This is a genomic window from Microbispora sp. H10836 (assembly GCF_012999525.1).
Classification (GTDB): domain Bacteria; phylum Actinomycetota; class Actinomycetes; order Streptosporangiales; family Streptosporangiaceae; genus Microbispora.
Genome location: NZ_JABBWU010000021.1, coordinates 78,010 through 99,308 on the forward strand (window position 1 = coordinate 78,010; position 21,299 = coordinate 99,308).

At 73.1% G+C, this 21,299-nt stretch carries 22 protein-coding genes and 2 pseudogenes; 10 read left to right on the top strand and 14 right to left on the bottom strand.

Annotated elements, in window-relative coordinates; genetic code table 11:
* The first annotated feature begins 39 nt into the window (after positions 1–39).
* The 6 genes from HHX30_RS31415 to HHX30_RS31440 all read left to right on the top strand — a co-directional run bounded on the left by HHX30_RS31415 (position 40) and on the right by HHX30_RS31440 (position 5,643).
* Entirely contained in the window at positions 40–1,206 is a 1,167-nt protein-coding gene (locus tag HHX30_RS31415; RefSeq protein ID WP_169986455.1) for a homogentisate 1,2-dioxygenase, read from the top strand.
* Entirely contained in the window at positions 1,203–2,294 is a 1,092-nt protein-coding gene (fahA, locus tag HHX30_RS31420; protein WP_169986586.1) for a fumarylacetoacetase, read from the top strand. The genes HHX30_RS31415 and fahA overlap by 4 nt, the downstream gene beginning before the upstream one ends.
* A 38-nt stretch (positions 2,295–2,332) precedes the next feature.
* A complete protein-coding gene (locus HHX30_RS31425) occupies positions 2,333–3,529 on the top strand; it encodes an Ig-like domain-containing protein (protein ID WP_311922947.1) in 1,197 nt (398 codons plus the stop codon).
* A 46-nt stretch (positions 3,530–3,575) separates the two neighbouring features.
* On the top strand, positions 3,576–4,022 hold the full coding sequence (locus HHX30_RS31430; protein ID WP_169986457.1) for a VOC family protein: 447 nt from the start codon (positions 3,576–3,578) through the stop codon (positions 4,020–4,022).
* 92 nt (positions 4,023–4,114) lie between these two features.
* On the top strand, positions 4,115–4,546 hold the full coding sequence (locus HHX30_RS31435) for an NfeD family protein (RefSeq protein WP_169986459.1): 432 nt from the start codon (positions 4,115–4,117) through the stop codon (positions 4,544–4,546).
* A gap of 2 nt (positions 4,547–4,548) precedes the next feature.
* Positions 4,549–5,643 carry an SPFH domain-containing protein gene (locus HHX30_RS31440; RefSeq protein ID WP_169986460.1) on the top strand — a complete coding sequence of 365 codons (1,095 nt, stop codon included), beginning with the start codon at positions 4,549–4,551 and terminating at the stop codon, positions 5,641–5,643.
* A gap of 1 nt (position 5,644) precedes the next feature.
* On the opposite strand, the gene HHX30_RS42920 is transcribed toward HHX30_RS31440, so the two are convergent.
* From HHX30_RS42920 to HHX30_RS31490, 12 genes and pseudogenes are all read right to left on the bottom strand, one after another.
* Positions 5,645–5,770: a hypothetical protein gene (locus HHX30_RS42920; protein WP_283246937.1), complete on the bottom strand. Its 126-nt coding sequence runs from the start codon at positions 5,768–5,770 to the stop codon at positions 5,645–5,647.
* A 50-nt stretch (positions 5,771–5,820) separates the two neighbouring features.
* Positions 5,821–6,033, bottom strand: a pseudogene (locus tag HHX30_RS42090) (FAD-dependent monooxygenase); the annotation flags it as partial.
* A 95-nt stretch (positions 6,034–6,128) separates the two neighbouring features.
* A pseudogene (locus HHX30_RS42095) lies at positions 6,129–6,254 on the bottom strand (FAD-dependent monooxygenase); the annotation flags it as partial.
* Between the two features lie 68 nt (positions 6,255–6,322).
* On the bottom strand, positions 6,323–8,035 hold the full coding sequence (locus HHX30_RS31450; RefSeq protein ID WP_169986461.1) for a YfjP family GTPase: 1,713 nt from the start codon (positions 8,033–8,035) through the stop codon (positions 6,323–6,325).
* Positions 8,032–9,759: an ABC transporter gene (locus HHX30_RS31455; RefSeq protein WP_169986462.1), complete on the bottom strand. Its 1,728-nt coding sequence runs from the start codon at positions 9,757–9,759 to the stop codon at positions 8,032–8,034. The genes HHX30_RS31450 and HHX30_RS31455 overlap by 4 nt, the downstream gene beginning before the upstream one ends.
* 43 nt (positions 9,760–9,802) lie before the next feature.
* Entirely contained in the window at positions 9,803–10,312 is a 510-nt protein-coding gene (locus HHX30_RS31460; protein ID WP_169986464.1) for a hypothetical protein, read from the bottom strand.
* 6 nt (positions 10,313–10,318) lie between these two features.
* Positions 10,319–11,818 (bottom strand): HAMP domain-containing sensor histidine kinase, encoded by a 1,500-nt coding sequence (locus HHX30_RS31465; protein WP_311922948.1) that lies wholly within the window; start codon positions 11,816–11,818, stop codon positions 10,319–10,321.
* Positions 11,802–12,491 carry a response regulator transcription factor gene (locus HHX30_RS31470; RefSeq protein ID WP_169986468.1) on the bottom strand — a complete coding sequence of 230 codons (690 nt, stop codon included), beginning with the start codon at positions 12,489–12,491 and terminating at the stop codon, positions 11,802–11,804. The genes HHX30_RS31465 and HHX30_RS31470 overlap by 17 nt, the downstream gene beginning before the upstream one ends.
* Entirely contained in the window at positions 12,488–13,054 is a 567-nt protein-coding gene (locus HHX30_RS40930; RefSeq protein ID WP_211592817.1) for a hypothetical protein, read from the bottom strand. The genes HHX30_RS31470 and HHX30_RS40930 overlap by 4 nt, the downstream gene beginning before the upstream one ends.
* A gap of 28 nt (positions 13,055–13,082) precedes the next feature.
* Positions 13,083–14,363, bottom strand: coding sequence for an ABC transporter permease (locus HHX30_RS31480; RefSeq protein WP_169986470.1), 1,281 nt, complete (start codon positions 14,361–14,363; stop codon positions 13,083–13,085).
* A complete protein-coding gene (locus HHX30_RS31485; protein ID WP_211592819.1) occupies positions 14,360–15,145 on the bottom strand; it encodes an ABC transporter ATP-binding protein in 786 nt (261 codons plus the stop codon). The genes HHX30_RS31480 and HHX30_RS31485 overlap by 4 nt, the downstream gene beginning before the upstream one ends.
* Complete coding sequence (locus tag HHX30_RS31490; protein WP_169986472.1) at positions 15,142–16,311, bottom strand: biotin/lipoyl-binding protein; 1,170 nt, start codon at positions 16,309–16,311, stop codon at positions 15,142–15,144. The genes HHX30_RS31485 and HHX30_RS31490 overlap by 4 nt, the downstream gene beginning before the upstream one ends.
* 169 nt (positions 16,312–16,480) lie before the next feature.
* Here HHX30_RS31490 and HHX30_RS31495 point away from each other — a divergent pair, with 169 nt between their 5' ends.
* The 4 genes from HHX30_RS31495 (at position 16,481) to HHX30_RS31505 (ending at position 19,104) form a co-directional block, all read left to right on the top strand.
* A complete protein-coding gene (locus tag HHX30_RS31495) occupies positions 16,481–18,274 on the top strand; it encodes an efflux RND transporter periplasmic adaptor subunit (RefSeq protein ID WP_169986474.1) in 1,794 nt (597 codons plus the stop codon).
* Positions 18,275–18,449: 175 nt separating this feature from the next.
* On the top strand, positions 18,450–18,695 hold the full coding sequence (locus HHX30_RS31500) for a hypothetical protein (RefSeq protein ID WP_169986476.1): 246 nt from the start codon (positions 18,450–18,452) through the stop codon (positions 18,693–18,695).
* Positions 18,692–18,877: a PIN domain-containing protein gene (locus HHX30_RS43840; protein ID WP_396705960.1), complete on the top strand. Its 186-nt coding sequence runs from the start codon at positions 18,692–18,694 to the stop codon at positions 18,875–18,877. The genes HHX30_RS31500 and HHX30_RS43840 overlap by 4 nt, the downstream gene beginning before the upstream one ends.
* Positions 18,826–19,104, top strand: coding sequence for a PIN domain-containing protein (locus HHX30_RS31505; RefSeq protein ID WP_311922949.1), 279 nt, complete (start codon positions 18,826–18,828; stop codon positions 19,102–19,104). The genes HHX30_RS43840 and HHX30_RS31505 overlap by 52 nt, the downstream gene beginning before the upstream one ends.
* A 14-nt stretch (positions 19,105–19,118) precedes the next feature.
* Here HHX30_RS31505 and HHX30_RS31510 read toward each other — a convergent pair whose 3' ends face one another.
* On the bottom strand, positions 19,119–20,555 hold the full coding sequence (locus HHX30_RS31510; protein WP_311922950.1) for a HAMP domain-containing sensor histidine kinase: 1,437 nt from the start codon (positions 20,553–20,555) through the stop codon (positions 19,119–19,121).
* A gap of 3 nt (positions 20,556–20,558) precedes the next feature.
* Positions 20,559–21,281, bottom strand: a complete 723-nt coding sequence (locus HHX30_RS31515) for a response regulator transcription factor (protein ID WP_169986478.1) — start codon at positions 21,279–21,281, stop codon at positions 20,559–20,561.
* Positions 21,282–21,299 lie beyond the last annotated feature (18 nt).

Consider the following 21,299-nt stretch of genomic DNA (forward strand, 5'->3'; position numbering starts at 1 on the left):
GACGCTGGCGTCCGCTTAACGGACAAGCAGGGAGGTGCCATGCCGCACTACCGCATGGTCGGGGAGGTGCCGCGCAAGCGCCACGTGCAGTTCCGCGCTCCCGACGGCGGGCTGTACAAGGAGGAGCTCATGGGAGAGGAGGGCTTCTCCTCCGACTCCTCGCTGCTCTACCACCGCCACGCGCCCACGGCCATCGTCAAGGCCGAGGCCGTGGACGCGGGGGCCTCCGGGCTCACGCCCAACCTGCCGCTGTCCCCGCGCCATTTCCGCACCCAGGACCTGAGGCCGGAGGGCGACCTCGTCTCCGGGCGGATGCTGCTCGCGGGCAACTCCGACGTCCGCATCTCGTACGCCGCGACGGACGCGCCCAGCGAGCTGTACCGCGACTCCATGGGCGACGAGTGCGTCTACGTCGCGAGCGGCCGGGCCCGCTTCGAGTCGGCGTACGGCGCGCTGGACGTGGCCGAGGGCGACTACGTCGTGATTCCGACCGGGACGATCCACCGATGGGTGCCCGAGGGCCCGGTGACCGCGCTGGTGGTCGAGGCGGCCGGGCACATCAGGCCGCCGAAGCGCTACCTGTCCCAGTACGGCCAGTTCCTGGAGCACGCGCCGTACAGCGAGCGGGACCTGCGCGCGCCGGCCGAGCCGCTGCTCGCGGACGGCGAGGAGGTTCCGGTCCTGGTCAGGACGCGGGGCGGGCTGACCCGGCTGACCTACGCCCACCACCCGTTCGACGTCGTGGGCTGGGACGGCTGCCTCTACCCCTACGCGTTCAACATCCAGGACTTCGAGCCGATCGTGAAGCGCACCCACGCGCCGCCGCCGGTTCACCAGACGTTCGAGGGCCCGGGCTTCGTCATCTGCTCGTTCTGCCCCCGGCCGCTGGACTTCCACCCGGAGGCCGTGCCGATCCCGTACAACCACCACAACGTGGACTCCGACGAGTTCATGTTCTACGTGGGCGGCGACTACACGGCCAGGAAGGGGTCGGGCATCGACGTCGGCTCGATCTCGCTGCACCCGGCCGGTTTCACGCACGGCCCGCAGCCGGGCGCGGTGGAGGCCGCCGTAGAGGCCGTACGGAAGGGCCACACCGAGACGACCGAGATGGCCGTCATGCTCGACACGTTCCGCCCGCTCGATCTCGGTCCGGCCGCCCTCGCGTGCGAGGACACCGACTACGCGTGGACGTGGGCGAGATGAGCTTCGGGCTCGGCAACCTGCCGTACGGCGTGTTCTCCCGGCCCGGGGAACCGCGAAGGGTCGGCGTGCGGGTCGGGGACCACGTCCTCGACCTGGCGGCCGCCCTCGGCGGGGACGTCTACGCGGCGCCCAGCCTCAACCCGCTGCTGGCCCTGGGCCGTGCGGCCTGGCAGGAGTCGCGGGCGCGGGCCCGCGAGGCGGCGGCCACGGGCGACCATATGGTCCCGCTGGCGGAGGTGACCCTGCACCTGCCGGTCGAGGTGGCCGATTATGTGGACTTCTACGCCTCGCTGGAGCACGCGTCGAACCTCGGGCGGATCTTCCGCCCGGACGACGAGCCGCTGAAGCCCAACTGGCGGCACCTGCCCGTCGGCTACCACGGGCGGGCGGGCACCGTCGTCGTCTCGGGGACGCCGGTCAGGCGGCCGTGCGGGCAGCGGCCGTCGTTCGGGCCTTCGCAGCGGCTCGACATCGAAGCGGAGGTCGGCTTCGTCGTCGGGATGCCGACGGGGCTCGGCGAACGCGCCGGCGCGTTCGAGGACCACGTCTTCGGGGTCGCGCTCGTCAACGACTGGAGCGCCCGCGACATCCAGGCGTGGGAGTACGTCCCGCTGGGGCCGTTCCTCGGCAAGTCGTTCGCCACCTCGATGTCGGCGTGGATCACACCGCTCGACGCCCTGGAGGAGGCCAGGGTCGAGGGCCGGTCACAGGAGCCCGAGCCGCTGCCGTACCTCGCCAGGCAGGCACCCTGGGGGCTCGACCTCACGCTGCGCGTCGATCTGAACGGCGAGACGGTCTCGACGCCGTCGTTCCGCGACATGTACTGGACGCCCGACCAGATGCTCGCCCACATGACCGTCAACGGCGCCCGTCTGCGCACCGGCGACCTGTTCGCCAGCGGCACGGTCTCGTCGATCGGGCAGCCGGGCTCACTCATCGAGCTGACCTGGAACGGCGCGGACCCGGTCAAACTGCCCAACGAGACCCGGACCTTCCTGGAGGACGGCGACACCGTCACGATCACCGCGTGGACCTCGCACGGGATCAGCCTCGGTGAGGTCTCGGGAAGGATCCTTCCGGCGACTTAGCGTGTTCTCATCGTCACCCCTCGCTATCTTGGGTGCCCGTGAAGCCACGCACCCCGCCTCCCGCCGCCCGCGCCCTGCTCGCGGTGCTGCTCGTGGTCGCCCCGGCGCTTGTCGCGGGCTGCGCCGTACGCGTGCCGCCCGCGCCGCGCATCGCGATCGCCCCGGCCTCCGGCGCGGCGGCGGTCCCGCCGGAGGCGGGCCTGGTCGTCAGCGCGAAGGGCGGCAGGCTGACCAGCGTGCTCGCGTTCGCGGGGCGCGACCCCGTGCCCGGCTCGTTCGACCCGGCCCGCACGGTGTGGCGGTCGTCGTGGACGTTGCGTCCCGGCACGCAGTACGTCGTCAACGCCGTCGCGACCGGGCCCCAGGGCGTCACCGCCCAGGTCGCGGGCCGGTTCCGCACGCTCACCCCGCGCCGTGAGGTCGCCGTCGCCTCGATCGTCCCCTCCGACGGCGAGACCGTCGGGATCGGCATGCCGATCATCGTGACGTTCACCAGGCCGGTCGAGGACCGCGCGGCGGTCGAGCGGGCGCTGGAGGTCCGGGGCCCCGCCGAGGGCGCCTGGCACTGGGTGAGCTCCACCCAGGTCGTCTACCGGCCCCGGAAGATGTGGCCGTCCGGCGGCCACGTGCGCCTGACCGCCCATCTCGCCGGCGTCCGCGCCGCCCCCGGCACGTACGGCACCGCCGACAGGAGCGTGGCCTTCACCGTGGGACGGGCCATGGTCAGCACGGTCGACACCCGCACCCACGAGATGGTGGTGCGGCAGGACGGCAGGGTGGCCCAGCGCATGCCGATCAGCGCCGGCATGGCGACCACGAGGGAATACACGACCACGAGCGGGATCCACCTGACGATGGACAAGGGCAACCCCGTCCGCATGGTGTCCCCGGGCCGCCGCAAGGGCGACCCCGGCTTCTACGACAAGCTCATCGACTACGCCGTACGGATCTCCAACAGCGGCGAGTACGTCCACTCGCTGGACAACGTGTGGGCGCAGGGCCGGGCCAACGTCAGCCACGGCTGTCTGAACGCCCACCCCGACCAGGCGCGGTGGTTCTACGAGCACGCGCTGCGCGGCGACCCCGTCGTCGTCACCGGCACGACCCGCGAGCTGGAGTGGAACAACGGCTGGGGCTTCTGGCAGCTCTCCTGGCCTCGGTGGCTGGCGGGCAGCGCCCTGCGGCACGACGGCGCGCGGACCCCTTCCGCCGTGACCCCTTCCGCGCTCTCCTGACAGACACCGCCGCACTCCAGTCAGCGGTCTGCATTACCGTCGAGTCATGGCAGCAGTGACGATCGACCTGACTCTCTACTGTGAGAACGCGAGGCTCCTCGCCGAGTTCTGGAAGACGGCGCTCGGCTACGTCGACGAGATCCCGGCCTCCCGGTACGGCACCGCCGAGGAGTCGTTCGCGCGGCTCGACCTGCCCGCGGGCGGCGCCGACGACGACGGGGCCCTGCTCTGCGACCCCGAGGGGATCGGCCCCCGGCTCTCCATCTTCCGGGTCCCCGAGCGCGGGACGACGGACAACCGGCTCCACATCGACGTGCGCGTGCCCGGAGAAGGCTCGGCGGCCGATCGGTGGGAACGGATCAGAGCGGAGGCCGCCCGTCTGGTGCGCGCGGGCGGCACGATCCTGGAGGCCTTCGACGACCACATCATGATGGCCGACCCGGAGGGCAACGAGTTCCGCGTCACCGCGGCCCCGGTGTCCGTCTCAGCGTGAGACCCCGCGCCCTGGGATAGCGCGGCCGTACGCGTTAGGTTTGAGGAGGAACCAGACCCGAGCGGTGTTCGTTCATTGCTATGGAGGCGGCAATGGACTCCTGGATCGTATGGCTCATCCTGGCGGCGGTGCTGGGCGTCGCGGAGATCTTCACGCTGACCGCGGCGTTGGGACTGCTGTCTATCGCGGCCCTGCTCACGACCGTGGTCGCGGTCGTCGGGCTGCCGCCGGCGATCCAGCTCGCCGTGTTCGTCATCGCCTCCGTCGCCGGCCTCGCCGGGGTGCGCCCGATCGCGCTCCGGCACATCAAGCAGCCGCCACCGAAGCGCTTCGGCGTGCCGGCGCTCATCGGCAAGTCCGCGTACGTGACCAAGGAGGTCACGGGCAGGGACGGCCGGGTGCGCATCGGCGGGGAGGAGTGGTCGGCCCGAGCGTACGACGAAACGCTCGTGATCCCGCCAGGGGCCACGGTCGACGTCATAGAGATCGAGGGCGCCACCGCCCTCGTCTATCCCCGGGAGTGATCATGGACGGAGCACTGATCGCCGGAATCGTCATCGCGTTCGTCGCGATCCTGACGGTGCTGCGGGCGGTCCGGATCGTGCCCCAGGCCAGAGCCGGCAACGTCGAGCGCCTGGGCAGGTACTACCGCACGCTGGGCCCCGGCCTGAACTTCGTCATCCCGTACATCGACCGGGTCCGCCCGCTGCTGGACCTGCGCGAGCAGGTGGTGTCGTTCAAGCCCCAGCCGGTCATCACCGAGGACAACCTCGTCGTGGACATCGACACGGTGCTGTATTTCCAGGTCACCGATCCCCGGGCGGCGGAGTACGAGATCGCCAACTTCATCCAGGGCGTCGAGCAGCTCACCGTCACGACGCTGCGCAACGTGGTCGGCGGCATGGACCTGGAGAAGACGCTCACCTCGCGCGACATGATCAACAGTCAGCTGCGCGGCGTGCTCGACGAGGCCACCGGGAAGTGGGGCATCCGGGTCAACCGGGTCGAGATCAAGGCGATCGACCCGCCGAAGACCATCAAGGACGCCATGGAGAAGCAGATGCGCGCCGAGCGGGACAAGCGCGCGGCGATCCTCACGGCCGAGGGCCAGCGGCAGTCGCAGATCCTCACGGCAGAGGGTGAGAAGCAGAGCGCGATCCTGCGCGCCGAGGGTGAGCGCACCTCGCAGATCCTCAAGGCCCAGGGTCAGTCGCAGGCGATCGACGAGGTGTTCCAGGCCGTCCACCGCAACGACCCCGACCCCAAGCTGCTCGCCTACCAGTACCTCCAGGTGCTGCCGCAGCTCGCCCAGGGCCAGGGCAACACGATGTGGGTGATCCCGAGCGAGGTCACCTCGGCGCTCAACACGTTGTCGAAGGCGTTCACCGAGTCGCTGCCCGCGAGCCGGGCCACCGTGACGGACGGCAGGGAGCACGAGCGGAGGACGGCGGGCGACGAGGCCGTCGCCGAGGCCGAGCGGGCCGCCGCGGAGGCGAGGGCGGCGGCCGAGGACAGCGAGCTGGGACCGCGCCAGATCGAGTCCCGCCGCGCCGATCTCGGCGCGGACGGCGTCCCGAGCCCCGACCCCGCCCACGCCGTACGCCCGGACGAGCGCTCGTAGTTCACACCATGGCCAGGTAGGCGGCGAGCTCCCCGGGCGAGGAGGTGGAGACCCCGGCGTACCCGTCCGGCCGGACGAGGGTGTAACGCTCGCCGCCGTAGGGCTCGGCGACCTCGTACGCGCGCACCCGCGGACCGGGTGCGACGTGCGGGACGGGACCGGCGGACAGCTGAGCCCGAGCACCCGGGCGGCGACGGGCCTGCGCTCCTCCTCGTGGGTGTCCAGCAGCGTCTCCGGCGCGCCCGCGAGCACCCGGGCGAGCTTCCAGCCCAGGTTGTAGGCGTCCTGGACACCGGTGTTGAGCCCACGGCCGCCCGCCGGCGGGTGCACGTGGACGGCGTCCCCGGCCAGGAGGACCCGGCCGGAGCGGTAGCGGTCGGCGAGGCGGATGTTGACCCGATAGAGGGAGAACCACAGATCGGGCCGATCACGCCGAGGTCGTCGAAGACCTCCAGCGTGCGCGGCTGCAGGCCCTTGCCCTTGGAGCCGGCCGCGGGCTCGGGCGCCCGCTCGACGATCCGGCAGGCGACGCCCCGCCGGGCCAGGTCCACGGCGAGGGTGAGCCCGGTCGGGCCGGCTCCGGCGATCAGTACGCCGGTGTCTTCGCGCATGCCCCGACCATGCCGGGCCGCGCTGCCAGACCGCTGTCACGCGCCTGCCGCCTCATGGCAGGCGCGAATCACGAGGCGGCGAGCGACACGCGGTCGGCGAATCTGGCGTAGCGGGCGAGTTCGTCCCTGGTGGGTGCGACGATCAGCGCCCCGGCGACCCGTTCGATGCCGGCGCGCAACGCCTTCGCGGCTCTGCGCGCCCTGCGCCGTCCGCCGATCCAGGCGAACACCCGGCACAGCAGCGCGATCAGCACTCCCGCCAGCGCGCCGCCCAGCAGGAGCACGGTCGGCCACGGTGCCCGGCCGAGCGTGGGGGTGGGGAGCTCGGGCAGCATGAGGTAGTTCAGCGCGAAGCGCACGAGCAGCCAGATCGCGCCCGCGGCCATCGCGGCGACGGTCAGCCACTGCGCCGTTCCCGCCACGCGCCACCATCGAGGGGCTTTGGAGACGCCGCCCGAGGTGGCCGCGGCGACCGTGCGGTCCAGGGCGTCGGTCAGCTCCTCCGACCGCGACCGCGCCGCGTGCCGTACGGCCGTCGCCCACGGCTCGGGCACCGCCTCCGACGCGGCGGCCCCGACGTCCCGCAGGGCGATGTCCAGGGCCGAGACCTCGACGGCGGTGGCCGCGGGCAGCGAAGAGCGGGCTCCCCCGGTCAGGTGCAGACGGCGCAGCGGATCGGGCCGCAGCCTGCGCAGCCAGCGCGTCACCGGCCAGCCCGTCGCGGCGACCGAGCGGTGCCGGTGCGACTTCGCGACCGCCTCGACCGCGACGGGCGCCCCGGCCGCCTGCGCCAGCGCCCGCGTCAGCGCCCCGCCGACGGCGACCTCCGGCACCGCCACCCGTCCCGGCGGGGGCGGGGCCTCGGCCGTCACGCGCGATGGGGCCGGAGGCGGCGACGCGGCGACGGCCGCCGCCCTCGCCTCCCGCGTGCCTGCCGGGAGCGCCACGGCGCCCGGCTCCGGTTCCCGGGCGGCCGGGGGCCGGGTGGCCGCCCAGAGCCCGGCGGCGGCCGAGGCCACGTCGGCGGCGAGCCGCGACGACCAGGCGCGGCGGCGGGAGATCTCACGGTCGAGCAGCGCCCGCAGTTCGGGGACGCCCTCGCCGGTGCGGGCGGAGACGCCCAGCACCGTAACCCCCTCGAGCCCGTCCGCCGCCAGCAGGCCGCGCAGGTCGTCGAGACAGCGCTTGACCGAGCGTTCGGGCAGCCGGTCCACCTGGTTGAGCACGACGACCATGACGTCCCGGTGCCGGGCGAGCGGGCGCAGGTAGCGCTCGTGCACGGCCGCGTCGGCGTACTTCTGCGGGTCGAGCACCCAGACCAGCAAGTCCACCACGCCGACCAGGCGGTCGACCTCCCTGCGGTGGGCCAGCTCGATGGAGTCGTGGTCGGGCAGGTCCAGCAGGATCAGCCCCGACGCGTCGCCCTCGACGGTGTGGCGCAGGGGGACGTCGAGCCAGTCGAGCAGCGGCCCCGCGCCGCCGGTGCCCCACAGGGCCGCCTGCGCCTTGGCGGTCGTCGGCCGGGTCACCCCCACCGTCGCGAGGTCGGTCCCGGACAGGGCGTTGAACAGCGACGACTTACCGCTCCCCGTCGCCCCGGCGAGGGCGACCGCGGTGTGGTCCACCGACAGGCCGCGCCGTACCCCGGCGCGGGCGACGACGGCGCGCGCGTGGTCCACGGCCTCCTGGCCGAGCCGGCCCTCCGCCAGGTCGGCGGCCTCCGCGAGCGCCTCCAGGCGGTCGTCCAGCGGCACCTCCGCCTTCCTGCGCGGGAGCTTCACAGGACGCCCCTCTCCTGTACGGCCTTGGCGGCCTCCCGCAGCCGGGCGGACGTCTCCGGCGCCGGGCCCAGCCCCTCCACCAGGGAGGTGAAGCGGGCGCGTTCCTCGTCGAGCAGCGCGCGGACGCGCCGCCGCAGGTCCTCCCGGGCCTCCTGCGTCAGCGTGCGTACGGCCTGGTCGCCGAAGACGGCTTCGAGCAGCTTCTGACTGAGCACGCCGGTGCCGCCGGCGATGCCCAGCTCGATGCCGGTGATCCCGCCGGTCGTGGAGAACACGGCCAGCATGATCAGCACGCCGAGGCTGTTCACGCCGAACGACGCCGCCCTGGCGAGCGTGCGCCGGTCGGCGCCCTCCGAGCGGACGAGGTCGAGCACGTGCCCCTGCCAGGCGCGTACGGCCTCACCGGCCCGGCGGGGCAGATCCGGCGAGGCGCGGCCGAGCCGCCCGGAGACGGTGACGCCGGACTTGTCCAGCAGGTCGCGCCCGGCGGGCAGGGCCAGCCACGCCTCGACGGCCCGCTCGGCGGCACCGTCCGCGGTGGCGCGGATCAGCGACTCCACCCCGCTCTCCAGCGCCACCCGCAGCTCCCTGTCCGGCGCCGGGCGGCCCCGGAACGCGGCGGCGAGGCGGTCGCGCAGCCAGCCGATCCGCGACTCCAGCGAGCGCATCAGGTCGCCGGTGCCGACGAAGTCCTGCCAGCGGGCCAGCACCTCGCCGCGCAGCAGCCTGCCGTCGCGCATCCCGTCGTCGAAGGCCGACATCGCCACGTCGTACGCCCTGCTCGCGATGTCGCGCAGCTCGGTGATGCCCGCCCGCTGGCGCTCCACCCGGTCGGCCAGGTCGGGCACCCGGGTGCCCAGGCTGTCCAGGGCCCCGGTCAGGGTCCGCCGTACGACCTCCGCCCGGGCCTTGGCGTCCACCGAAAGGTCGGCGAGCCAGGTCGCGATCGGCTGCACGACGTGGGCGGGCAGCCGGGCCCGCTCCGACGGCAGCTCCAGCTCCGGGACGGTGAACAACGGCGTGCCGCCCAGGCCGTTGTCCCGCAGCAGCCGGGTCAGGTCGGCGGCCACGGGTTCGCACGCCTCGGCCGGAACCCGCTGGAGGATCACCGCGAGCGCCGTGCTCCGCTCCCTGGCCAGGCGCAGGAAGCTCCACGGCACCTCGTCGGCGTACCGCGCGGCGGTCGTGACGAACAACCACAGGTCGGCCGCGGCGAGCAGTTGCGCGGCCAGCTCGCGGTTGGCCGTGACGATCGAGTCGATGTCGGGGGCGTCGAGCAGCGCCAGCCCGGGAGGCAGTCCCTTCACGGGGGCGATCCGCAGGGTGCCCGGCTCGCCGCGTCCCCCGCCGGCCACCCCTCCCGTCACCCTGGCCAGCCCGGGCAGGACCGTGGTGGAGGTGAACCAGGCGGCGTCGGCGGGGTTGCACACCAGAGTCGGGGCGAGCGTGGTGGGCCGCAGCACCCCGGGCTCGGTCACGATCACCCCGGCCAGCGAGTTGACCAGGGTGGACTTGCCCGCCCCGGTGGAGCCGCCCACCACAGCGAGCAGCGGCGCGTCGATCGCCGCAAGACGGGGCAGCAGGTAGTCGTCGAGCTGCCCGCGCAACTCCACCAGGACGCGCCGGTCGGTCGCGGCGTCCCCGATCTCCAGGGGAAACAGGTCCTGATCGAGGTGACGCCGCAGGCTCTCCAGGGTGGCCCGCAGCCTGTCGTTCCCCGCCATAACTCCCGACCTTCCCCGAGGAGGGCCCGCGAATCAGCCGCCCTCAGGCACCGGGCGTGGCAGTGGGAGTGGGCAGCAGGACCTTGCACTTGTCGTAGGCCTTGGCCACCTTCGGGTCCGAGGTGGCCAGACCGCGCACGCGCCCGCCGTCGGGCAACTCGGCGCCGTTGTCCTTCATGCAGGTGCGGAACGCCTGCAGGGCCTGCGGATCGACGCCGCGCCGGCCGCCGAACCCGCCCTGACCGCCTTGCGGCATGAGGGAGCGGCACGCCTCGAAGTCCTTGCTCGTCGCGGGATCCATCGACCGGAACCCGCCGAAGCCCCCGCTGGGTCTGCCGCTGGGCCGCACGCTCGGCATGCCCGAAGGACGCCCGCTGGGGAGTGTGACGCCGTTCTCGCGCAGGCACTCGGTGAACGCCGCCCGGGGGTCGGCGCTCGAACCGCCGCCCGCGGCCCGCGTGGTGGTCGTGGCGGCGGTGTCGTCACCGCCGCCGCAGCCGGTCACCGTGACCGCCAGAGCCGCTGCGGCGACCGCGATGGACAGGTATCGCAAGGGGGATCACCCTAGCCTTTCTTCGGGCGGGCACGCGGGGAGGCGGACGCGGAACACCGCGCCGCGGCCGGGCTCGCCGTCGGCCGTGATGGTGCCGCCGTGGGCCTGGACGAGGGCGGCGGCGATGGACAGCCCGAGTCCCGTGCCGCCGGAGTCCGACCGGCTGCGCGCGGGATCGGCGCGGTAGAACCTCTCGAAGACGCGCTCGGCGTCGCCGGAGGCCAGGCCCGGGCCGTCGTCGGCCACCTCGATCAGCGCCTGCGATCCGGGCACGAGGCCCACGCCCACGCGGAAGGCGGTGCCCGCGGGAGTGTGCCGCAGGGCGTTGCCGACGAGGTTGCCGACGACCTGGCGCAGCCGCGCCTCGTCGCCGAGCACCCGCACCGGCTCCTCCGAGTCGTCCAGCCGCAGCAGATCGATCTCCCGGTCCGGCGCGAGCGTCTGCGCGTCGAGCACCACCCCCGCCGCGAGGCTGAGCACGTCGACCGGGCGGCGTTCGAGGGGGCGCTGCTCATCGAGCCGGGCGAGCAGCAGCAGGTCGTCCACGAGCAGGCCCATGCGTACGGCCTGGTCCTCGATGCGGCGCAGCAGCACAACGGGGTCCTGCGAACTCTGCTGGCGGTACAGCTCGGCGAAGCCGCGGATCGAGGTGAGCGGGGTGCGCAGCTCGTGGGAGGCGTCGGCCATGAACCGGCGCATCCGCTCCTGCGACGCCTCCCGCTCGCGGAACGCCGTCTCGATCTGGGTGAGCATGCCGTTGATGGACCGGCCGAGACGGCCCATCTCCGTGCGCCGGTGCCGGAGCGGGACGCGCCGCGACAGGTCGCCGGCCGCGATCGCCTCCGCCGTCCTCTCGATCTCCCCCAGCGGGCGCAGGCTGCGCCGTACGAGCCAGTAACAGGCGACCCCGAGCGCGACGAGCACGGCGAGGCCGACCCCGACGACGATCGCCTCCAGCTGGGAGACCGTGCCGTCGATGTCGGCCAGGCTGATGGCGGCGACGCGGAACCGGGTGCCGTCCTGTTCGCGTACGGCGATCGCCCGCCACAGCACCCCCGAAGGGGACTCCACCGTGAACAGCCACCGTCCCCGGTCCTGGCGTGGCCTGGGCAGCGCGGGCGGCGGGTCGGCGTTCGGCGGCTCCTGGACGGTGCGGACCACGGTGCCGTACTGGTCGAGCACGACGATGTAGAACGACCCGAACTGCCTCGGCGGCCGGGACACGGCATTGGCGGCCTGGGCGGGAGGCGGCTCGGCCGGGCGCCGGCCGACGGCCGTGAGCTGCGTGTCGACCCGCTGCACCAGGTAGCCCCGCAGGAGCTGGACGGCGAAACCGCCGGTCAGCGCGATCGCGAGCGTCACCAGCAGCAGCGTCCCCGCGACGAGCCGCAGCCACAGCGGGGTCCGCGCGACCCGCCGCCGCAGCTCACCGCCGCTCAGCGGGCGCGGCACCCGGCGGACGCCGGCCGCTCCGCCGGAACGGAGCAGGTCAGTGACGCGGCGCACGGAGGACATAGCCGACGCCGCGGAGCGTGTGGATCAGCTTGGGCTCGGTGGTGTCGACCTTGCGCCGGAGATAGGAGACGTACGACTCGACCACGTTGTGGTCGCCGCCGAAGTCGTAGTGCCAGACGTGGTCGAGGATCTGTGCCTTCGACAGCACCCGGCCCTGGTTGGCCATGAAGTAGTGCAGCAGCTTGAACTCGGTGGGCGACAGCCGTACGAGGGCGCCGCCGCGCCAGACCTGGTGGGAGTCCTCGTCGAGCTCCAGGTCGGCGACGCGCAGCCGGGCGGGAGCGGCGTCCCCGCCGCGCGTGCGGCGCAGCACGGCCCGGATGCGCGCGAGCACCTCCTCCAGGCTGAACGGCTTGGTGACGTAGTCGTCGCCGCAGCCCAGCCCGGCGATCTTGTCCTCGGTCGCGTCCCTGGCGGTGAGGAACAGCACCGGGACCCGCCGCCCGGAGGCCTGCAGCCGGTCGGAGACGGCGAAGCCGTCCAGGTCCGGCAGCATGACGTCGAGCACGATCAGATCGGGGCGCACCTTGGCGGCGATCTGGACCGCCTCCCGGCCGGTGCCCGCGGTGATCACCTCGAACCCGGCGTACCGCAGGCTCGCCGACAGCAGTTCCCTGATGTCGGGCTCGTCGTCGACGACCAGCAGACGGCCCTCCGTGGTCACGATCCCGCCCTCCTGCCCATGGGCGAGCCCTGCGTGACCGCCGTCGCCGCCACCTGACCCTGGGCATCGGCGGCGCCCGCGACGGTGACGAAGCTGCCCGGCTTGAGGTCGGAGACCTTCCCCGCCCGGCTGACCTGGACCTTGGTCTCGCCCGACGTGGTCACCGTGACCACGCCGCCGTTCGGGGTCTGGACGTAGATCTTGTCGCCGTCGACGAGCTTGACCGTCCCGAAGGTCATGCCACCGGACTCTGCCCCTGCGCCCGCGCCGCCGAAGCCACCGCCCGCGCCTCCTGCGTACCCACCGCCCGCGGGGGCCTGACCTGCGCCGGCGTACGCCCCCGGGCCGGCCGCACGGGACGGCACCCGGCCCGGTGCGGAGCCGCCCAGGAGCTTCTGCACCTGGATGCCGAGGAGCAGCCCGGCCACGAGCAGGACGCCCCCGGCCAGGGCGAGCGTCAGCTTCGACCCGCCCGCCCGCGCGGGACGCGCCGTCAGCACCTCCTGGAGGTCGTCGTCGAACGGCGAGGTCTCCAGAAGCTCCTCGGTGTCGTTCCTGCTCACATCAATCTCCCTTCCACGGGTCCGGCCGTCACTCGAAGCGCAGGGCTTCGATCGGCCGCAGCCCGGCGGCGCGGTTGGCGGGATAGCTGCCGAAGAACAGGCCGATCACGACCGAGACGCCGAGCGCCAGCGCGATCGACGCCGGGACGATCACCGGCCGCACGCCCGCGATCGTGAACTGGGCGCCGATCACGGCGATCAGCACGCCCAGGAGGCCGCCGACGAGGCTGAGCATCGTCGCCTCGGCGAGGAACTGGCCGAGGATCGCGCCCTTCGGCGCGCCGATCGCCTTACGGATGCCGATCTCCCTGGTCCGCTCGGTGACCGTGACGAGCATGATGTTCGTGATGCCGATACCGCCGACGAGCAGGCTGATCGCGGCCACCGCGCCGAGCAGGACCGTGAACGTCCCGGTCGCCGCGCTGACCGTCTCCTGCAGGGCCGCCTGGTTGAGGATGCGGTAGTCGGCGCTCGCCGAGCCGGTGATGCCGTGCCGCTGGTTGAGCACCTCGGTGACCTCGCTCTGCGCGGCGTCGACCGCCTCGGCGCTCTTGGCCTGCACGAGGATCTGCCCCAGCGGCCCGAACCCGGTCAGGCTCTGCTGTACCGCGGGCAGCGGGGCGATCGCCACGTCGTCGGCGTCCTGGAACCCGGACGAGCCGGCCTCCTTCAGCACGCCGACGACGGTGAACGGCACGCCCGACACCGTGATCTGCCTGCCGAGGGGGTCGACCGTGCCGAACAGGTTCTCGGCCACCGTCTGCCCGATCACCACGACCTTGCGCGCGGCGAGCACGTCGTCGTTGTAGAAGTAGGAGCCCTTGACCACCGGCTTGTTCGACGCCTCGAAGTAGCTCGGGTAGGTGCCCACGAGCTGGCCGATCGAGTGGCTCGCCCCTTCGTACGCGGCGCTCTGGGACTGCGCCGTCACGACCGGCGAGACGCTCTTGACCGAGGGGGCGTTCGCCGGGTCGGCCAGCGCCCGTGCGTCGTCGACGGTGAGGTCCTTGGCCTGGGTGCGCGGGCCGGTGTTCTGCCGCCCGGCCTGGCCGCCGCCTCCCCCGCCGGCGTCGCGGGCGAAACCGCCGGGGCCACCCCCGCCACCCGAGGTGGAGGGCGTGACGGTCAGCGAGTTGGCCCCGAGCCGCTGGATGTTCTGCTGAATCTGCCGGGACGACCCCTCGCCGATCGCGACCAGCAGGATCACCGCGGCGACGCCGATCAGGATGCCGAGCATGGTCAGCGCGCTGCGCATCTTGTTCGCGGCCAGGCCGCGCAGCGCGAACCGCAGGACCTCCGCGGCGTTCACGAGGCCACCTCCGCGAGCCGCGGGGGCGGGTTGCCGACCGGCGTGGTGCGCACGTCCTCCACGATCCGGCCGTCCATGAGGCGGACGACCCGTTTGGCGTGCGCGGCGACCTCCTCCTCGTGCGTGATGACGACCAGGGTCCGGCCGCTCGCGCTGAGACGGTCGAAGATGTTCATGACGTCCTCGCTGGACTTGCTGTCGAGAGCGCCCGTGGGCTCGTCGGCCAGCAGCAGGGTCGGCGCGGTGACGAGCGCGCGGGCCACCGCCACCCGCTGCTGCTGGCCGCCGGACAGCTCGTTGGGCTGGTGGTGGACGCGCTCGGCGAGCCCGACCCGGTCGAGCGCGGCCAGCGCCCTGCGGCGCCGCTCCGCGGCCCTGACCCCGCCGTACGCCAGGGGAAGCTCGACGTTGGCGAGCGCGCTCATCCGGGGGATGAGGTTGAACGACTGGAACACGAAGCCGAGTTTGCGGTTGCGGACGATCGCGAGCCGCCGCTCCTCGAGCCCGCCCACGTCTGTGCCGTCGAGGTGGTAGGTCCCGCCGGAGGGGACGTCGAGGCAGCCGATGATGTTCATCAGCGTGGACTTGCCGGAGCCGGAGGCACCCATGATCGCGACGTAGTCGCCGCGCTCCACCCTGAGCGACACGCCGCGCAGCGCGCGCACCGCGGTCTCGCCCTCGCCGTACACCTTGGTGACGTGGCCCAGATCGAGCACAGGGGGGTCGAGCACAGGGGGGTCGAGCACAGGGGGGTCGAGCGCCGGCGGCGGCCCGGGCCTCATCGGTTGCCTCCGCCGCCACCGCCACCGCCACCGCCGCCGAAGCCGCGGCCGAACCCGCCTCCGCCGCCGGGGAACTGGATGCCCCCGCCTCCGCCGGTCGTCGACGCCTGGGGCCGCACCACCTGGTCGCCCTCCTGGAGCCCCGACTTGATCTCGGTGGTGGTGTCGCCCTTGAGACCGGCCTCCACCCTCTTCACGACCTGCCTGCCGTTCTCCAGCACCGTCACGGTGGTCTGGCCGCCCGCCGTGGTGACCGCCGAGGAGGCCACCGTGAGCACGTCGGCCGCCTCGCCCACGGTCACCCGTGCGGTGGCCGTCTGCCCGAGCCGTACGGTGGAGGGCACGTCGGTCAGCGAGATCGTCACGGCGTACTGGACGACGTTGTTGTTGGTCTGCGGCTGCGGATCGACCACCGTCACCTTGCCGGCGGCGGTGACCCCGGCGAGGGCGTCGAAGCTCACCGTCGCCGCCTGGCCGACCTTGATCCTGCTGACGTCGGCCTCGGTGAAGTTCCCCACGATCAGCAGGCGGGCGGGGTCGGTGATCTCGATGAAACCGCCGGAGCCGGCGGACCCGGAGGACCCCGCGGAGCCTGTGGACCCCGCGGACCCGTTCTGCGACTGCGCCTGGCCGCCCTGCGAGGACCCGCCCGACGCGCCGGACGAGCCGCCGACGGCCCCGTTGACCGCCGTGACGACCCCCGCGAACGGCGCCTTGATCACCGTGCCCGCCAGCGCCCGCTTCGCCGACCGGTAGGCGTCTCGCGCGTTGATGTACTGCGAGTAGCCCGAGGCCGTCGAGGTGTCGGCCTCCTCCGCGGCGTCCAGGCTCGCCCGGGCCGCCTCCAGGCTCTCCCGGGCAGCGGTGTCGTCGATGCGCGCGAGCACCTGTCCCTTCTTGACCCGGTCGCCGGTCTCGACCAGTACGGCCTCGACGGTGCCGTTGGTGCCGAAAGCGAGGGCGCGCGTCCGGGCGCTCTCGACGGAACCGGAGGCCGATACCGAGGCGAGCACGGTCCCACGGGTCACCCGGGTCGTCAGCGGCGCGGCGCCGTCTCCGGAGGTGTCGTCCCCCACGGATGCCCAGGCCGCCGCGATCCCGCCGAGCAGCAGTACCACCAGGACGCCGTTGATGATCAGCGTCCTGCGCTTCGTCGACAGCTTCACGACGTCGAACCATGGCAAACTCCGCTGCGGGCAACCTAGGCCGATGCTGAGGGTTTGCTGACAGTCCGCGTCCGGGTCCGCGTCCGGGTCCGCGTCCGGGTCCGCATCCACAGACAACTCTCAGGTACGGCCAAGCCACCGGTCACGTGGCGTCAGCAGGATGGCCGCCATGAGATCGAGCACTCCACTCCGCGTCGGAGGGCTCGCGCTGGCGGGGATCGTCATCGCGAGCGTCGCCGTGATCTCCGCCAGTGGCGGCGACACCTCCGTGGCCGATCGGATCGCGCTCGCGTCTGTCAGGCGGGGCACGGTCGCGTCGTACGTCTCGGCCGCCGGCAACACCGTCGACACCGGCGTGCGCGATCTCGCGTTCGGAGCGGAGGGCACGGTCGAGAAGGTCTACGTCAAGGTGGGCGAGAAGGTCCGCCGGGGCAAGGTCCTCGCCCGGGTCGACGACACCATCGCCAGGGAGAACTACGAGGCCGCCAAGGCCGCCCTCGCCGCCGCCCAGGAGACCCTCGACGACGTCAAGAACGGCACCGCCACCGGAGGCGGCGTCTCCGGCGGCGGAACGGGCACGGGAGCCGCCGCGTCCGGGGCCGGCGGCGCGGGGGCCGGGACGTCCGGCGGCGGAACCGGTGCGGGCGGCGCGGGCGGGGCCGGCACCTCCGGCGCAGCGGGCCCCGGAGCGAGGCCGGGGAACGAGGGCGGCTCAGGGAGCGGCGGCCCGGTCGTGTGTCCGACATCCTCCGCGCGTCCCACCGCACAGCCTTCAGGGCGGACTTCGGGGCAGCCGTCTCCGCGTCCCACCGCACAGCCTTCGGGGCAGCCGACCTCCCGGCCATCGAGCCGGCCGACCGGCCGTACGGGCGGCAAGATGACGACCGCGGCGAGCGTGGCCCTCGCGGCGTACCGGGGCGGTGACCACGGAGGTGACCACGGCGGCCCGAAGCCCGAGCCCAGTCCCGCCCCCGCACACACGCCGCGTCCGCGCGCGAAACCGTCCGCGACGCACCGTTCGGCCCCCGCGGACGGCGGAGCTGCCACGCCGAATCCCGGGGTGAGCGTGTCGATCCTGCCCACGGCACCGGCACAGCAGCCCTCCGCCAAGCCGATCCCCTCCCCCAGCGGTTCCTCCTCCACGTGTGCGCCCGGCCAGGGCGGCCAGGGACAGGGCTCACAGGAGCAGGGCGCACAGGGGCGGAGCCGGCAGGGGCAGGGTGGCGGCACGCAGGGTCGTGCGGGCTTTGGCGGCGGCCAGAGCGCTCCGGGCGGTCAGGCGGGCCAGGGCGGCCAGGGCGGCGGCGCCCGGCTGACCGAGGCACAGGCCGAGGCGCAGGTCAGCCAGGCGACGACCGAACTGGCCGAGGCCAAGAAGGCCCTCGCCGGCGTGCGCATCAAGGCCCCGGCGGACGGCACGATCCTGTCGATCACGGGAACCACCGGCTCCCGCTACACCTCGGGCGCCTTCATCACCCTCGGCGACCTCGACGCTCTTCAGGTGCAGGCGATGTTCACCGAGTCGGACATCCGCTTCCTGAAGGCCGGTCAGGCGGCCACGGTCACGCTGTCCACGCAGCCGGGACGGGAGTACGCCGGAACGGTCGCCCATATCGACCCGACCGCGACCACCTCCAACCGGCTGGTCCGTTACGGCGTGACGATCGACCTGGCGAACCGCCCCGCCCGGCTGCTGCTGGGGCAGAGCGCCACCGTGCGGGTGACGACCGGCGAGGCGGCCGACGCGCTCTACGTCCCCTCACAGGCCGTACGCCTCCAGGACGACGGCACGGCCGTGGTCACGGTGACCAACGACGGAACCCAGACACGGCGGACGGTCAAGGTCGGCGTACGCGGCGACACTCAGGTGGAGATCACCGACGGTCTCTCCGAAGGAGACCAGGTCGTCCTCCCCGCCGCCTCCACCGCCTTCCCCGACGAAGGCTTCCCCACCGCCCGCTGACCTCCGGCTTACTGCCCCTTTTCACCGGCGACACGCCTGTGGACGAGGGGCAGCCGATCGTCGAACGCACCGGAGGCTATCGCGTTGAAGAGCCGATGGCCCCAGAGGTGCGGGAGTCGGCCGAAGAGGTGTGCGTGAACCTGGTTCGTGGATGACGACGACGTACACTGTGCCCATGACCGCGGCGCATGATTACGAGGATCTGCACGCTCTGGTGGACAGGCTGCGGCCCGAGCAGGTCCGCGATCTGCATGCGACCGTGCTCCGACTGGTCGAGGCGAACGAAAGCCCAGACCGCTCAGATGCGGAGCAAGAGAGCCGACGACGGTTGTCGCTCATCGGCGCTATGAAGTCGGGAGTCGGCGATCTGGCGGAACGCCATGAAGAGGTGCTCCGCGAGGGGTTGAATCGTCCGATGTGACAATCCTTCTCGATACGGGCCCCCTGGTCGCGGCGCTGGACGCCGACGACAAGGACCATGCGCGGTGCGCCGATCTTCTGCAGACCGCCCCGGGGCCGCTGTTGGTTCCGGTGACCGTGGTCGTGGAAGTGTGCTGGCTCGTAGAGAAGTATCGGGCGCCCTGGCAGAGGCCGCCTTTCTGACTTCGATCGAGAGCGGCGAACTGGAGCTGGTCTCCCTTGAGCAGAAAGACGTGACGCGCATTGCGGAGCTCGTACGGCTCTACAGGAATCTCCCGCTGGGCGCGGTTGACGCGTCCGTGATCGCCATCGCCGAGCGGCTCGGCCTGCCTGCGGTCGCCACGTTGGATCGGCGTCATTTCAGCATTGTGCGGCCCCGCCACGTCGCCGCTCTGCAGTTGCTTCCCTGAGAGCCGCATGCCGGTCAGGGGCGGGCTTCGGGGGCGAGAGGGAGGGTGACGCGGAAGGCGGCGCCGGCGCCGGGGGCGGTCTCCACGCCGACGTCGCCGCCGTGAGCCTCGACGAGGGACTGCACGATCGCGAGACCCAGGCCGCTGCCCCCGGACGGCCGCGTACGGGAGGGGTCGGCGCGGTAGAACCGCTCGAAGACGCGGGCGGCCTGCTCGGGGGTGAGGCCGGGCCCCTTGTCCGCCACCTCGATGTACGCCGTGCCGTCCCGGCTTCCGACGCGTACGGTGATCGGCGTTCCCTCGGGCGTGTGGGTCCTGGCGTTGCTCATCAGGTTGCCCACGACCTGCCGCAGCCGCACCTCGTCACCCGAGACGATCAGCGCCGCGTCCCCCTCGACCACGAGCGAGACGCCGCGGTCGGGGCAGAGGGTCCTGGCGTCGTGGACCGCGTCGGCCGCCAGGGCCAGCAGGTCCACGGGCTGCATGCGCAGCGGGCGCTGCTGGTCGAGCCGGGCGAGCAGCAGCAGGTCGTCCACCAGCAGGCCCATGCGGGCGGCCTCGCTCTCGATGCGCGACATCAGCCGGGTGACGTCGGCGTCCGGCACCTGCCGGTGGAACTCGGCGAATCCCCTGATCGAGGTGAGCGGCGTGCGCAGTTCGTGCGAGGCGTCGGCCACGAAGCGGCGCATGCGCGCCTCCGACTCCCGCGCCTTGACCTCGGACTCCCGCGCCTTGGCCTCGGACTCCCTGGCCGCCGTCTCGGAGGCCGCCCGGGCCTGGAACGCCGCCTCGATCTGGGCGAGCATGCCGTTCAGGGCGCGGGCGAGCCGCCCGACCTCGGTGCGCGGGTCGCGGTCGGGGATCCGGCTGCCGAGCTTTCCCCGGGCGATGGCGTCGGCGGTCGCCTCGATCTCCGCAAGGGGCCGCAGGCTGCGCCCTACGATCACGACGCCGACGACGGCGAGCACGACCATCAGGGCGCCGCCGACCAGCGCCTCGATGAGGGTGAGCCGCCCGGTGATCTGCCCGACCGAGGCCATGTCCACCGCGACGACCACCGTGCCCAGGCCGTCGACGGGCACCACCCGGGCCCGCCACCGGCCGTCGCCCGACACCGCCGGAACCGTCACCGGGCTCTGGGAGGTCACGGCGCCGGGACCCGGCAGGTCCTCCACGCCCATGCCCGCCTGCGCGAGCACCGTCCCGCCGCCGGTGTCGCGAATCTCCACCCGTCCCTCGGGCGGCAGCCTGAGCCGTGCGAACGCGGCGGGGCCGCGGCCGAGCCGGATCTCGGTCTCGTGCGCCAGCATGCCGACCTGCATGTCGACCCGGCTGACCAGGTAGTCGCGCAGCACCGAGACGCTGCCCACACCGACGACCGCGAGGGCGACCGCGACCAGCGCGAGCATGGCGGCGCTGAGCCGGATCCGCAGCGGCGTACGCCCCGGCACGGCTCAGGCACCGGCGGGTGGTGTCCGCATGACGTAGCCGACGCCGCGCAGCGTGTGGATGAGCCGGGACTGGGCCCGGGAATGGTCGGTGTCGAGCTTGCGCCGCAGCACCGACACGTACGACTCGACGATCCCGGCGTCGCCGCGGAAGTCGTAGTCCCACACGTGATCGAGGATCTGGGCCTTGGACAGCACCCGGCCGGTGTTGCACATGAAGTAACGCAGCAGCTTGAACTCCGTCGGCGACAGGGAGACGGCCCGGCCGCCGCGCCAGACCTCGTGGGACTCCTCGTCCAGCTCGATGTCGGCGAAGGTCAGCCGCGGCGGGGCGACCAGCGGGTCCCCGGCGGTGCGGCGCAGCACGGCCCGGATGCGGGCGACGACCTCCTCCAGACTGAACGGCTTGGTCACGTAGTCGTCGCCGCCGAGTGTCAGGCCCCGGATCTTGTCCTCGGTGGCGTCCCGCGCCGTGAGGAAGACCACAGGGGTGTGGCTGCCGCCGCCGCGCAGCCTGCGCACGATGTCGAACCCGTCCATGTCGGGCAGCATGACGTCGAGGACGATCAGGTCCGGGCGGTGCCGCCGGGCCGCGGCGACCGCCTCGCCGCCGTTGGACGCGGCGTGGACCTCGAATCCGGCGTACCGGAGGCTGGCCGCGAGCAGTTCGAGGATGTTCGGCTCGTCCTCGACGATCAGCAGCCGGGCTTCGGGAGATTCAGCGACCATGGCGCCAGCACTCTAGAC